Source organism: Bombilactobacillus sp. ESL1202 (genome assembly GCF_058107125.1).
Genome location: NZ_CM176590.1, coordinates 1542689 through 1556978, shown reverse-complemented (window position 1 = coordinate 1556978; position 14290 = coordinate 1542689). Strand labels below are relative to the sequence as shown.

The 14290-nt window shown below is 36.7% G+C and carries 12 protein-coding genes; all 12 read right to left on the bottom strand.

Translation table 11 applies throughout. The features are described from left to right. Window positions 1-7: 7 nt before the first annotated feature. Window positions 8-148 carry a teichoic acid D-Ala incorporation-associated protein DltX gene (locus tag AC3B7A_RS06895; protein WP_489755389.1) on the bottom strand — a complete coding sequence of 47 codons (141 nt, stop codon included), beginning with the start codon at window positions 146-148 and terminating at the stop codon, window positions 8-10. Window positions 149-384: 236 nt separating this feature from the next. Then, complete coding sequence (gene trxA, locus AC3B7A_RS06890) at window positions 385-693, bottom strand: thioredoxin (RefSeq protein WP_489755388.1); 309 nt, start codon at window positions 691-693, stop codon at window positions 385-387. 350 nt (window positions 694-1043) lie between these two features. After that, on the bottom strand, window positions 1044-3398 hold the full coding sequence (locus tag AC3B7A_RS06885; protein WP_489755387.1) for an endonuclease MutS2: 2355 nt from the start codon (window positions 3396-3398) through the stop codon (window positions 1044-1046). A gap of 231 nt (window positions 3399-3629) precedes the next feature. After that, the gene (locus AC3B7A_RS06880) at window positions 3630-4172 is read right to left on the bottom strand and encodes a CvpA family protein (protein WP_489755386.1); all 543 of its coding nucleotides are present in this window, start codon (window positions 4170-4172) and stop codon (window positions 3630-3632) included. Between the two features lie 24 nt (window positions 4173-4196). Next, a complete protein-coding gene (locus tag AC3B7A_RS06875; RefSeq protein WP_489755385.1) occupies window positions 4197-4502 on the bottom strand; it encodes a DUF1292 domain-containing protein in 306 nt (101 codons plus the stop codon). Window positions 4503-4514: 12 nt separating this feature from the next. Further along, window positions 4515-4955 carry a Holliday junction resolvase RuvX gene (gene ruvX, locus AC3B7A_RS06870; RefSeq protein WP_489755384.1) on the bottom strand — a complete coding sequence of 147 codons (441 nt, stop codon included), beginning with the start codon at window positions 4953-4955 and terminating at the stop codon, window positions 4515-4517. Next, window positions 4952-5215 carry an IreB family regulatory phosphoprotein gene (locus tag AC3B7A_RS06865; protein ID WP_489755383.1) on the bottom strand — a complete coding sequence of 88 codons (264 nt, stop codon included), beginning with the start codon at window positions 5213-5215 and terminating at the stop codon, window positions 4952-4954. Before AC3B7A_RS06865 ends, ruvX begins: the two co-directional genes overlap by 4 nt. 684 nt (window positions 5216-5899) lie before the next feature. Next, window positions 5900-8542, bottom strand: coding sequence for an alanine--tRNA ligase (alaS, locus tag AC3B7A_RS06860; protein WP_489755382.1), 2643 nt, complete (start codon window positions 8540-8542; stop codon window positions 5900-5902). 287 nt (window positions 8543-8829) lie between these two features. Next, window positions 8830-10182, bottom strand: coding sequence for a DEAD/DEAH box helicase (locus AC3B7A_RS06855; RefSeq protein ID WP_489755381.1), 1353 nt, complete (start codon window positions 10180-10182; stop codon window positions 8830-8832). A gap of 28 nt (window positions 10183-10210) precedes the next feature. Next, entirely contained in the window at window positions 10211-11152 is a 942-nt protein-coding gene (locus AC3B7A_RS06850) for a DHH family phosphoesterase (RefSeq protein WP_489755380.1), read from the bottom strand. A gap of 422 nt (window positions 11153-11574) precedes the next feature. Beyond that, window positions 11575-12687 (bottom strand): DNA polymerase IV, encoded by a 1113-nt coding sequence (gene dinB / locus AC3B7A_RS06845; protein ID WP_489755379.1) that lies wholly within the window; start codon window positions 12685-12687, stop codon window positions 11575-11577. Further along, window positions 12677-14164 carry a glucose-6-phosphate dehydrogenase gene (gene zwf, locus AC3B7A_RS06840; RefSeq protein ID WP_489755378.1) on the bottom strand — a complete coding sequence of 496 codons (1488 nt, stop codon included), beginning with the start codon at window positions 14162-14164 and terminating at the stop codon, window positions 12677-12679. The genes dinB and zwf overlap by 11 nt, the downstream gene beginning before the upstream one ends. Between the last annotated feature and the right edge of the window lie 126 nt (window positions 14165-14290).

Sequence of the window (14290 nt, the reverse complement as noted above, 5' to 3'; positions counted from 1 at the left end):
CTTCCCCCTAAAATTCATTATAGATAAATTTACTATTATTAATTCCGGAATAACTATACAAGTAAACTAAAGCCATAATGATGAGAAAATACAGTAAAGTCAATAGAATAAATCGCACAGTCGGATGATGCCAAATTTTTTTGAACATAAAATTTCTCCAGACTTAAAAAATTAAACACACATATTATAACGCATTATTTTTAAAAATAAATTTTAAACTAAAAGTTAAAAAAAGAGACTGGGGGACAATTAAGATTAATAAACGTACCGGCAAAAAATCATACGAATATTAATTCATTATTGCTTCTTAAAAGTCGATAATTATTTTTAAAACTTAACGACTTTTATCCCAGCCTCTTTCAATTGGATTATTAAAATTTAAAATTACGAATGCTTAGCAATAATTTGCTTTAATTGATCTTCACTTTGATAACCAACTAAAGTTTCTACTACTTGCCCATCTTTTTTCAAAATCAAAGTTGGAATTGCCCGAATTCCAAATTGTTCTGGCACTTTAGGATTAGCATCTACATCCATTTTAGTAAACTTAACATCATCATATTGGTCAGACAATTTTTCTACAACTGGTGATTGCATCCGACAAGGACCACACCAGGTTGCCCAAAAGTCAGTTAAGACTAAACCGTCTTTAGTTTCGTTCTCAAAGTCTTGATCTGTTAAACTATCAACCATGAGCTCATCTCCTTTAATAATTCCATAAATGATTATAACAATTCTAGCATAATACACAAATTAAGTGCTTAAAGTCAAGCTGCGACAAGAAACGGTTAAAAGTTGAGTACTTAACCTAAACTGACGATTAAGCCCGAATTTGGCTTGATTGTCAGTTGTAGTTAGACGCAAACTTTTGTTTCTTGGAGCGCAATTATTAAGCTGCGAACAAAAGCGGTTAGCGACTGAGTATAACCTAGAATAATCTTTTGAGTTGGTCTTTAACTTGAAAAATTATTCGTAGTTAGACGCAAGTTGCTGCTTTTGTGAGCACAATTTTTAAACTGCTACTAAAGTCCTCAACAAAGTTTTTACCCAAACTTAACAATAGTTGCTCCTTGACCACCTGAACTGGCCGGCGCATAAGCAAATGATTTAACACGCGGATTTTGCCGCAGTTTCTTTTGCACGCCCTTACGAATCACGCCAGTACCAAAACCGTGAACAATTGTTACTTGCCCATAGCCCGCTACTAAAGCAGCATCTAAATATTGCTCTAAATCATGCATCGCTTCTTCATAACGTTCCCCTCGCAAATCTAATTTCAAGGCAACATGACTATGGGCGCGTTTCTGTGAAAAATGAGCTTGGGTCTGTGGCTTCGATGATTTAACTTTCGTTAACTGTTCTGGTTTGAGTGTCATTTTGATAATGCCTAACTGCACTTCAAAGTTGCCTTTTTTATCTTGACCAACAACTACTCCGTCTTGCCCATATTCATCTACATGAACATCATCACCAACTTTAATTTGTTGCTTTCTTTTTTCGCGTTGCAAAACTTTATTTTTCCGCAAGATCGGATCTTGATGTAAATTCTTCAAATCAGTTTTAGCCGAAATAATTTGATCCTCTTTAATTACTTGTGGTGCTTGCTGTTGTAATTGATGTAAATGATGAATGATTTTATCGGCCTGTTGTTGTGAATGTTCGACCAATTGGTTGGCTTTTTGCTTAGCTTGGTTCAAAATCTGGTCTTGTTGTTGCTCTAAGCGTTCTTGGGCTTGTTGCAAGGATTGCTCTTTTGTTTGCACTTCAACAAACTTGGCTTGGTATTGGTCATATTGCTGTTCAAATTTTTTGCGTTGCTGCTCTAAATCCGCAATCATTTCATTTAAATCCTGATCCGCACCACTTTGTAACTGGCGTGCTCGCTGGACAATATTGGTCTGCATACCTAAGCGCTGGGCAATATCAAACGCATTACTGCTTCCTGGAATTCCAATTAGCAAACGGTAGGTGGGTTTTAAAGTCTGAACATCAAATTCCATGGAAGCATTAATTGTTTGCGGATAATTGTAGGCAAATAATTTCAATTCGGGATAATGCGTCGTCACCATTAACGAACAGTGGCTCTGGCTCATCGCTTCCACAAGGGCAATTGCTAAAGCCGCTCCTTGTTTAGGATCCGTCCCTGCCCCTAATTCATCCAATAAAACCAAACTGGATTTTGTTAACTGTGGAATAATTTGAATAATATTATCCATATGTGAGGAAAAAGTACTCAAATTTTGCTCAATAGACTGCTCATCACCAATATCCGCAAAAATTTCTGTCATGACTGCCACTTTACTACCATCATCGGCTGGAATAAACAAGCCTGACTGAGCCATTAATTGTAATAACCCCACGGTTTTCAACGTGATGGTTTTACCACCAGTATTCGGACCAGTAATAATTAAATTGCGATAATCTTGGCCTAAACTAATTGTATTAGCAACCACTTGTTGTGGATCAATTAAAGGATGACGCGCTTGTTTTAAATCAATCACGTAATCAGTTGTTACTTCCGGTTGAGTAGCTTTTAATTGATTGGACAACTGAGCTTTAGCTTGAATTAAATCTAAATTACCAATAATTGCCGCATTGTTTTTAATTTCCGTCAAGTACGGCCGTAATGAATCACTTAATTGACGATAAATTCGCTGAATAATCTGTTTTTCTAAAGCTTGCTGTTCTTGAATTGTGTTATTGAGGCTAATCACGCTTTGCGGCTCAACATAGACGGTTTGGCCACTCGCACTTTGATCATGAATTACCCCACCAAAATGATTGCGCGACTCTTGGCGGACTGGTAAGACTAAACGACCGTCACGGATTGTAATCAACGTTTCACTTAAATATTTTTGATTATTTCCCTGTAAATAATGATCCATTTGCTCCCGAACTTTTTGTTGGGAATGATTAATCGTGCGTCGGATTCGTTTTAACTCAGGATCGGCTTCATCTAATAAATTTCCCTGTTCATCAACCGAGCGTTGCAAACGTTCATTAACACTGGCCAAAGTTAGTAATTGCTCAGCATAAGTGTACAGTTGCTGAAGAGCAACCCCATCCACCCGCAGTTGATCAAAAAAAGACTTTAATTGATTAGTCACTTGTAAAACGGCACTAACTTGATATAATTCACTACCATTTAAAATGGCACCGATCTTTAAGCGTTTCAATTCTGCGTGCAAATCATTAATCGGTTCAATCGGTAAAGCTTGAGCTAAGCGATCTAATTTGACCACATCGGCTGTTTGTTCTAATAAGCGTTGAACTGCTTTCAATGCGGTTTGGGGAACTAGTTGTTGTAATTGAACTTTTCCGGGTTCGGTAATTAAAAAGTTGGACAACATTTTTAAAACTTTATCGTACTCTAAAGTTGTTAAAATTCGGTGATTCATTTATCTCTTCCTTCTTTGAATACATTATCATCAATACCAAATAGCACTGTGCGGTTGAGCAAAGTCAGGAACTTGGAGCACTAACTATAAAATTTTCGTCTAAATTTACGAAAAATTCTTTTTATCCCCGCCTGATTTTTAGAAATTAATTTTAACTACAACAAATGCCGAAAGTATCAATTATACTTCCGGCTTTTATTTTAATCATAGTAAACGTTTGAGACTGCAATTTTATAAAACGCCAATTAATAAATTAGTAAACAAACGTGTTAAACCCGTCGAATAACGAATCATTGTTGCAGCAATAGCCGAATTATTCAAAGAATTCTGTAATCCAGCCACCGGAACTAAGGCCAAAACATATAAAATCATAAAGATTCCTACGTAATTACAAACTAAAGCCAATATTCCACTTAACGGGCGGTTAAATTCACCGCCAAAAGAAATATAGGTTAAATCATTAAAATATGCGCCGACAATTCTGGTTACACACCAACCACCAAAGACAATCACTAAGAAAGCAAATCCTAAATAAAAGGAATTATCTAAACTTAACCGAACCCGTTGACTAAAAAAAGCAAAATAACTTTGGGGAGAAGCTGAAGGATATGGAACAATTAAATCCAATTTAGGTCCTAACCACCGATAAGTGCTAAAAGCCAGCAACATACTAATTAAATAACCAATTGTATAAACACTTTGTAGTGCTAAACCTCTTCTAATTCCAGCATAAATTCCATAAGCTAAAGTTAGAATTATTAATCCACTTAACATTCTGACACCTGATCGTTATAAAATTTATTGTGGCGCGTTATTGTCATCATTAGAAAAAGTATTCAAAACTTCCTGAACCATTTCCCATTCGTCGTCATCATCAATTGGCATCAAATCACCAGAAGTTACATTACCATTTTCATCTGGAATAAAGCTAAACGCTTGAATTTCAATTTCATCGTCATCTTCTTGTGCTGCACGATACATTAGAACATAGGATTTACCATAGTCGTCAGAATCAAAGGTAAATAAAATTTTATAAACTTCTTGGTTGCCTTGATCATCACTTAAAACAAGTTCTTGATCAATATTTTCGGGATTGCCGTTCATTAGTTAACCTCTCTATTGTGGATTAGCCTTTTGGTAGGCCAAGCGATCTAAATAATTTTGTAAAATCATCATTGCTGCAACTTCATCAATAACTTTATGACGCTTATTACGTGAAATATCAGCTTCTTCAATTAGCATGCGTTGGGCTTGTACTGTCGTTAAGCGTTCATCAATATAGTCTACTGGTAAATTAAATTTTGTAGCAATCATTTTACCATACTCTTGAGATTTTTGAACGCGTTCGCCTTCAGAGTTATCCATATTCTTAGGTAAACCAACTACAAATTTTTCAACTTGATACTGCTCAACTAATTGTGCTAAACGCTCTAGGCCAAATTCTTCTTTGTCTTCATCAATTCGAATAATTTCTACGCCTTGAGCCGTCCAGCCTAACAAATCACTTACAGCTACACCAACAGTTTTGGAGCCAACATCTAAGCCCATAATTCTCAAAGCTGATCACCATTTTCTAAATAATAACGAACCAATTCTTCAATAATTTCATCACGCTCATGCTTTAGAATCAAATTACGTGCATCATTATAGCGTGGAATATAAGCTGGATCACCTGATAACAGATAACCAACAATTTGGTTAATTGGATTATATCCTTTATCTTCTAGTGCTTTATAAACTTTCCGTAAAGTATCGCGAACGTCTTGTCTTCGACTTTCATTAAAATCAAAGCTCATTGTATTATCTAAAGAACTCACAAGCTTACACCTCTTTTTATAATCCTTATCATACCCGTGAACTACATCGGAACTAATGTGCCGAGCTTCTGGAAACAGATTTAACTTGCTAAAATCTGACTTATAATTTAGTAGCGGTTTATCCTAATTAACCAAGGCTTGTTCCAAACCCATATTTTTATCATTTTTTAGAACTCTCAGTTTTTGAGCTCTAACTTAAATGTTAACACATTTAAGCTTAGAAGCAATTCATCATGACAGCAAAAGAAAGTGACTCCTTGCTTACTTTCAAAAATAAATCTAATTACAAATCTATTTTTAAATTATTATTATATCATAGTTTGTAACTACATCAGCATCAAAGGTCGAGCTTCTGAAAATAGACTTAACTTGCCTGATTTAAAATCAATGAAGGCTAAGTACATTGGGGGAAGACAAATTCTGGTATTTTCAATCATTCACAATTCATCTATCAATGTTTTAAATATCTAATTAATATCAGAATACTTAATTGGCGGAAATTGCTAACCTTTAAGGGTACAAAAAAAGCTCAACACTATCAGTATTAAGCTTTGAAAAAATAACCTTAACCGCCAATCATAACTCTAACGTCCTCAACTTCAGTAATAAAATCTACACGATTAACTGGAGTAAAAGATATCAATCCAGAAAATGCAATTTTAAGAAGAAGACGATTAATAGCAATTAGTTTTGTGAAATGGTCTTTTTGGCTAACGTTAGTGCTGCTTCTAAGCCCGTTGCATCCTTGCCACCAGCTTGAGCTAATTGATCACGGCCGCCACCGCCACCGTTAATTTTCGGCGCAATTTGTTTAATCAATTGGTTAGCCGTTAAACCTTTCTCAATTGCCGTTTGCTTAGCAGCCACTAGCAAATTGGCTTTTTGACCATTTTTAGTCCCCAAAACTAATAGATCTGATTTAGGATCTTGTTTCCAAGTATCTGCCATTTGGCGTAATTCATTCATTCCGGTATCCGGAACTTGGGCAATAATCGCTGTTAAATCACCTAATTGTTCCACCTGATCCAACAAACTACCTGCTTCTTGTTGAGCCAATTTAGCTTTCAAATCCCGTAATTGTTGCTTAGTTTGTTTTAATTCGGCAGTCAATTGCCCAACTTTTTCTGGCAGTGCCTTTAATTGATTAACCTTTAATTCTTGTTGCATTTGTTGTAAATAACTTTGTTGCTCTTGGCTAGCTTCATAAGCTTCTTGACTAGTAACTGCTGTAATCCGGCGCACACCTGAACCAATGGCCGTTTCGGAAATAATCTTAAACATGCCAATTTCTGCTGTATTTTGCACATGTGTGCCCCCACAGAATTCCATAGAAAAATCAGCCACTTTAACCACACGTACTTGATCGCCATACTTATCTTCAAATAAGGAAATAGCGCCTAATTTTTTAGCTGACTCTAAATCAGTTTCAATCGTCTTAACAGGAATTTCCTGCCAAATTTGTTCATTGACAATCCGTTCAATTTGTTGCAATTGTGCAGTAGTTAAGCGATCTAGACTTGTAAAATCAAACCGCAAATAATCGGGTTCAACCAAAGAACCAGCTTGATGTGTTTTATCACCCAAAACATTGCGCAAAGCTTGATCCAGTAAATGCGTGGCTGTATGGTTACGCCGAACTTTTTTACGGAACGTTTGGTCAATTGCTAAACGATATTTTTGCCCCTTAGTTAAGGGAGCTTTAACGTCAACAAAATGCAAATTTTGTCCATTGGGGGCGTGTTGAACATCAGTTACTTGCGCTACGGTATTCCCGTTAGCATCTTGAATCACACCAATATCGGCTACTTGTCCGCCCATTTCTGCATAAAAAGGCGTACGATCAAAAATTAATTGTGCTTGACCAGAAGCTACTTCATCAACCATTTTGTCCGCTACCACAATTGCTTCCAAGCAACCATCGTCAATACTCATCTGGTCATAACCAACAAATTCACTGGAAACTTTCAAGCTCATTAGTAATTGATCTTGATTGCCCATGGATTGTTGATGACCACGGGCTTTTCGTGCGCGTTCTTTTTGTTGTTCCATTTGTTCATCAAATCCGGCGCGATCGACACTTAGGCCTTGTTCCTGGGCCGATTCAACTGTTAATTCATACGGAAAACCATAGGTATCAAATAATTTAAAAGCAGCTGCCCCACTAATTTGATCACTACCCTGAGATTTAACTTGGGCAATCGTTTCATTTAATAAAGCTAAACCATCATTTAAAGTTTCCGCAAACCGCGTTTCCTCACTCGCAATGATTTTTTGAATATAGTCCAATTGTTCTAAAATTTCTGGATAATAGTCATTCATAATCTGCCCAACAACTGGTACTAATTCACTTAAAAATGAACCTTTAATGCCCAGTTTATGACCATTCAAAACTGCTCGCCGAATTAAGCGCCGTAAAACATAGCCCCGACCTTCATTGGAAGGTAAAGCACCGTCACCAATCGCAAAACTGACAGTTCGCACATGATCAGCAATAATTTTAAAGGAAATATCATCCACTGGATTTTGACCGTATTTTTTAGCGGCCGCTACTTTTTCCGTCGCATGAATAATTGGAAGAAATAAATCTGTTTCAAAATTAGTTGGTGCATCTTGAATGACCGACACAATCCGCTCTAACCCCATGCCAGTATCAATATTTTTATGCGGTTGATCCACATATTCACCATTCGGTAAATGATTTAATTCAGAAAAGACAATGTTCCAAATTTCTAAATACCGGGCATTTTCACCACCAGGATAATTTTCCGGGTCATTTTCTGCAACATCATTATTGGCTTGACCACGATCATAAAAAATCTCGGAATCGGGTCCGCACGGACCCACACCAATATCCCAAAAATTATCTTCTACTTTATAAATATGTTCTGGGCTAACACCTTGTTTAATCCAACAATCATAAGCTGCCTGATCTTTCGGATAAACCGTTACATATAATTTTTCTTTATCAAAATCAAACCATTCGGGACTCGTTAATAACTCCCAAGCCCAAGCCACAGCTTGATCTTTAAAATAGTCACCGACTGAAAAATTACCCAACATCTCAAAAAATGTTTGGTGGCGCGCAGTATGACCAACATTTTCAATATCATTAGTCCGAATACTTTTTTGAGCCGAAACTAAACGGGGATTTTTCGGAATTACTTCACCATCAAAATATTTTTTCATGGTAGCAACACCTGAATTAATCCATAGTAAAGTCGGATCATCCTTTGGTACTAGTGAGGCACTGGGTTCAACTGTGTGGCCTTTTTGTTCAAAAAAGTCCAAAAACATTTGGCGCACTTGCGCACTCGTCATTTGCTTCATAATTTAACTACTCCATTCTTTTTTAAAATAAAAAAACAAAATCATTGCTTCCAAAGGACGCCACAGAGCGCGGTACCACCTTGATTGCAACGATTTTGTCGTTTGCCACTTCATTATTAATATTAAAATTTAAACGTTGGGAGCATTAAACTAGCTTGTCAGGTAAGTTCCACCAACCTTACCCTCGCTGATGACAGTTTTAATTTAACATATCCAATTAAGTTTAATGATAATTTCAAATTAAAAGAAAGTCAATTTTTTATCTAATAATTTCTTTGAAAATTCAATTATTTATTAACATTTTGCTGTCTACGCATTTTTTTACGTTGATTACGCTGTGAACGTTGTTCTAATTTTCGCTTTTGACGCCGATCTTGATCAACTGCTTGTTTAATCTTTTTTCGATAACCAGGTTTTTTCTTTTTCTTTTCTTTTTTAACTAAACCGACCAAAGTCGGATCCAATTGGTGTTGCGAAGCATTTCTTTGTTGGCGCCGATCATGTTGATGAGTGGCCACTAATTGACCATTTTTAATTTCTTTAGCTGCAAATTTAATTCCTAAGGTTTCTAAATGCTCTAGACGTTCTTCTTCATCAGGATCATAAAGTGTGATCGCCGTTCCCGCTAATTGGTTCCGGCCAGTTCGTCCCACACGATGAACAAAGAAATCATCATCAGCGGGGATTTCATAGTTAATTACATGGGAAACTCCAGGAATATCAATGCCACGCGCCGCTAAATCTGAGGCTACAACAAATTGGTACTCCATTTGCTCAATAGCTTTCATCGTACGTTTACGTTCCCGAGGCGTCAAATCGCCATGAATTCGGGTAACATTTAAACCCTTAGCTTTCAAAAAATTAAAAATTGTTTCGACTGTTTTTTTCGTATTTGCAAAAATTAAGGCTAAATATGGCTGCCCCAAAGTTAGAACTTGATACAAAACTTCTTGCCGATTCCGTCCTCTAGTAAAGATTGCTAAATTAGTAATATTGGGCGCAATTACGGTCGGAACTGCTAGTTTAATAAATTCCGGTTCATACAAATATTTTTTCAAAAATGGTTGTAATTTATCCGGAATCGTAGCCGAAAAAACTAATGTTTGTAATTTTTTAGGTAAACTGCTAGCAATTTGATCAACGTCTTTTAAAAAGCCCATATCTAGCGTCATATCAGCTTCATCCAGCACAAAATATTTAGCTTGATAAACTAACAATGCCTGATTACGAATCAAATCCCAAATTCGTCCGGGCGTCCCGATCACAATTTGGGGCTGGTGCTGTTTTAAGTGCTGAACTTGTTTTAATTTATCCGTCCCCCCAACATATAAACCAATATGCAAATCTAGTGGACTATTTGCAATCAATTGTTGGGTATCTTCCCGAATTTGGTAAGCTAATTCTCGGCTAGGCGCAGTGATTAAAAGCTGCACCTGGCGCTCGGAAGTCAATTGATTGATTAATGGTAAAAGATAAGCATGCGTTTTGCCACTGCCAGTTTGGGCTTGAACAATGACATCACGACCCTTTTGTACCACTGGAATTACTGCCTGTTGAACTTTAGTTGGCTGTTGAAAATGAATCTCATCAAGCGCTTGATTAAGAAACTCTGCCAAATGATAATCCGTAAAATTAGCCATAATTTTAACCTCAAATTTTCTTTAATTATTATTGATCCATCTTAGCTTGCAATTGTTGATAAATAGTTTCAACTTCAGCTAAATCCTGCGCATTAGCACCGCTAGCTAAGGGATGACCACCACCATCATGCTGAGCAGCAATATCATTAATAATAACCGCTTTGGAACGCAAATGAATTCGATAAGTTCCATCGGTCTTAGCAACGGCCACTACCCAAGCTTGAACATTTTTTAACCGACCGGGAGTTGTTACTACAACGTGCGCATCAGCTTGTTGTAAACCTAGTTGTTGTAATAACTCGGCTGGTAGAATCACTTTAGCTACACCATTCTTAGAAATCTCCAGATGTTCAAAGACATAGCCCTGTAATTTGGCTTGTTCTAACGTTATTTGCCCCATATTCCGGTTCAAAGCCGCAGCATCAAATTGATAACCAATCAATTGTGCAGCCAACATTAAAGTATGAGAAGTCGTTCCTTGATACATGAAACGACCTGTATCACCAACAATCCCTGCGTATAATGCCCGCGCCGTTTGATCTGTAAAAAGTAAATCAGAACCCGCACTATTGATTAAGTCCCCGATAATTTCCGAACAACTAGAAGCACTCGTATTAACATAACGTAAATCACCGTACGCATCAACATTCGGATGATGATCAATCTTAATCAAACAATTGCCTTGATTAAACCGCTGATCACTAATTCGCGGTTGATTAGCTGTATCAACTACAATCACTAATGCATTTTGATATTGTTGATCACTAACTTGATCCATGGTACTGATCCAATCTAAATCACCGACCGATCCCCCCGCTAGTAAGACCGTTTTATCAGGATAAGCAGCTTGAATACTAGTTGCTAGACCTAATTGTGATCCTAATGCGTCAGGATCAGGATTTTCATGGCGGTGAATAATAATTCGATCATACTGCTTAATTTTGGTAATAATTTCTCCAAATGTATTCATATACTCCTCCTAAATTATAAGCTGTGAACAAGACCGTTTAGAAGCAATAAGCTAACTTAAACTCAGAATTTAAGTCGGTCTTTGCCTTGAATGATGAGTTGTAGTTAGATGCTTGCTTCTGGTCTTGTGAACGCAATTTTCAAGCTGTGAACAAAGTTGCTTAGAAGTTGAGGCTTAACCTAGGTAAAAGGCTTAAGTTTGCACTTTAACTTGAGACTTTGACCGTAGTTAAACACAAACTTCTGACTTTGTGAACGCAATTTTTAAGCTGTGAACAAAGTCGCTTAGAAGTTGAGGCTTAACCTAGGTAAAAGGCTTAAGTTTGCACTTTAACTTGAGACTTTGACCGTAGTTAAACACAAACTTCTGACTTTGTGAACGCAATTTTTAAGCTGTGAACAAAGTCGCTTAGCAACTGAAAATTAAAATAATTCAATTTCTTCAAAGTCTTGCGGCATCAAATTTGTCATGGTAATACCCAGCAACCGCAAAGGTTGATTACGCAAAGCTAAACTCGCCAAAAGTTCTTGACTAGTTTGATAAATCACTTGTTCATCATTAGTTAGACTTGATAATGTTTTGCGGCGTGTATATGTGACAAACTCCATCGTTCTAACCTTTAGCACTACTGTTTGTCCATGTAATTGCCGTTGTTTTAAAAGTTGAGCTACTTGTTCAGCTTGTTTTTCTAACACTTGGGCAATTTCTTGTTCACTAAAGATAGGTCGATCAAATGAACGCTCATTGCCAATGGATTTATGTTGTCGCTGTGAACTAACAAGGCGATCGTCAATTCCATGCAACCTTTGATACAAAATAAAGCCCGTCTTTCCCAATAGCTGCGTCAAAAATTGCAATGATACTTGCTGTAATTGTTTTCCAGTAGTCAAATTAACTTTTTCTAGTTTAGCTTGGGTTGCTTTGCCAATACCGTGAAATTTAGCTAACGGCAATGTCGCCAAAAAATTAGTTGCTTGATCACTACTAATGACCGTTCGCCCAAAAGGCTTAGCATAATCTGAAGCCATCTTCGCCAAAAACTTATTATAAGAAATACCCACTGAACAAGTTAAATGTAACGAATCTTTAATCGTTCGTTGAATAATTGTTGCCACGGCAATAGGGTCCGGATTATGCAAATTATTTTCGGTAATATCAAGATAAGCTTCGTCAAAGGCTACCGGTTCCCACTTAGATGTAATTTTAGCAAAAATTTGATGAATTTGGTCTGAAACATGACGATATAACTGAAAATTAGGATCTGTAAATTGTAACTGCGTTGCCGGAATCAATTCAACAGCCTTAATTGCTGGCATGGCCGAATGAACTCCGTAACGTCTAGCACGATAATTAGCAGTAGTAATCACCCCATGTCCGTTATGTTTGCGCGGATCACGAGCAATAATGAGGGCTTTTTGCTTAAATTCTGGATGTTCTCTTTCTTCAACTGAAGCATAAAAAGCGTCCATATCAACATGAAGAATTTGCCGCTGATCGTTAATAACCAAAGGCAATTCTAAAAAATCAGAACTCAAAACTATCTAAACTCCAGATCCATTCATTGCCATCCTTGGTCAAAAGTTCAACACTCGACTGCGGTCCAAAACTATTACTATAATAATTAGGAAATTTCGGCTTAACTTGATCGAAACGCTGACGAATTCGGTCAATAAAACGCCAAGTATAGTACTGTTCCTGCCAATTAGTAAAGTTTGTTTGGTTGCCTAATAAAATATCAAGTAGCAATTTTTCATAAGCTTCTTGAGAATTAACCATAGTTTCATTAGATTCTTGGAAAGCTAATGTTTTCAAAGAATTGCGTAATCCTTCACCCGGTGTGGTCGCATTTAAGCTTAATTGTAGACCTTGAGTCGGTTCAACTAGGATTGTTAATACCGGACGACAAGGACGAATTTGCTCGGGTAAAACTTTGGCAAAGATGTTATCTGCTTGCGCGTTAAAAACAATATCAATACGCGTCGCTTTTTGCCGTAATCTTTTACCTGAACGAACATAAAAAGGAACACCACGCCAATTATCATTATCAATTTGAACTTTACCAGCAATAAAAGTCTCAATTTCAGAATTATCTGCTACACCATCAGCCGAGCGATATGGGCGATGATAACCTTTTTTATCAGTGTCATATTGACCACGAACAAAGTTTTCATCAACTTCTTGGGCTGAGTACAGCTTTAATTGAGAAAATAATTCACCTTTCTTTTGGTGCACTGCATCAGATGTGAATTCTTGCGGTTTTTCCATTGCCAATAATCCCAAAATTTGTAATGCATGGTTTTGAATCATATCGCGCAAAGCACCGGCCGTTTCATAATAACCGGCCCGATCGCCAACCCCTAAAGTTTCCGATAAAGTAATCTGAAAATTATTAATATACTTTTTATTCCAAACGGCTTCTAACATCGGATTGGTAAAGCGAATAATTGGTAAGGCTTGGATCATTTCTTTGCCCAAATAATGATCAATTCGATAGATCTGATTTTCCTGAAAAGTGGCTGCAATACTATCATTTAATTCCTGGGCACTCTTTAAATCGCGGCCAAAAGGCTTTTCAATTACTAAACGATTAAAACCGTTTGGGGTCAATAGATGTTCAGACTCAATGTGTTTGGCCACCAAACCAAAAAATTTAGGCGCAATTGCCATATAAAAAATTTGATTAGCTTCCGCTTCATATTGATCATTTAGTTTTTGCGCTAATTGTTTTAAAGCAATGTAATGTTCAGCATCGTTAACATCATGCGATTGATAATAGAAGTGCTGCAAAAATTGATCAACTTGATCCCGGTCAACTGTTTCATCAGCAATTGATTGTAAAATAGTTTGCCGAAAATAATCATGACTCCAAGGACGTCTAGCCGTTCCAATAACTGCAAAATGGTTTCGTAAATATCCTTTTAAATAAAGTTTAAACAAAGCAGGATACAATTTACGGTGCGCCAAATCGCCTGAACCACCAAAAATAATAAAAATCACACGTTTTTCCTGCATTATTAATACCTCATTTTTTTATCTTATTTTATTGTACACTAGCTTGAAAGAGAATGATTACTAATCTCGATAATGTCTTGTTCAATCTTAAGCTTGTTTGACACACAAGTAAATCTTTCTAAATTT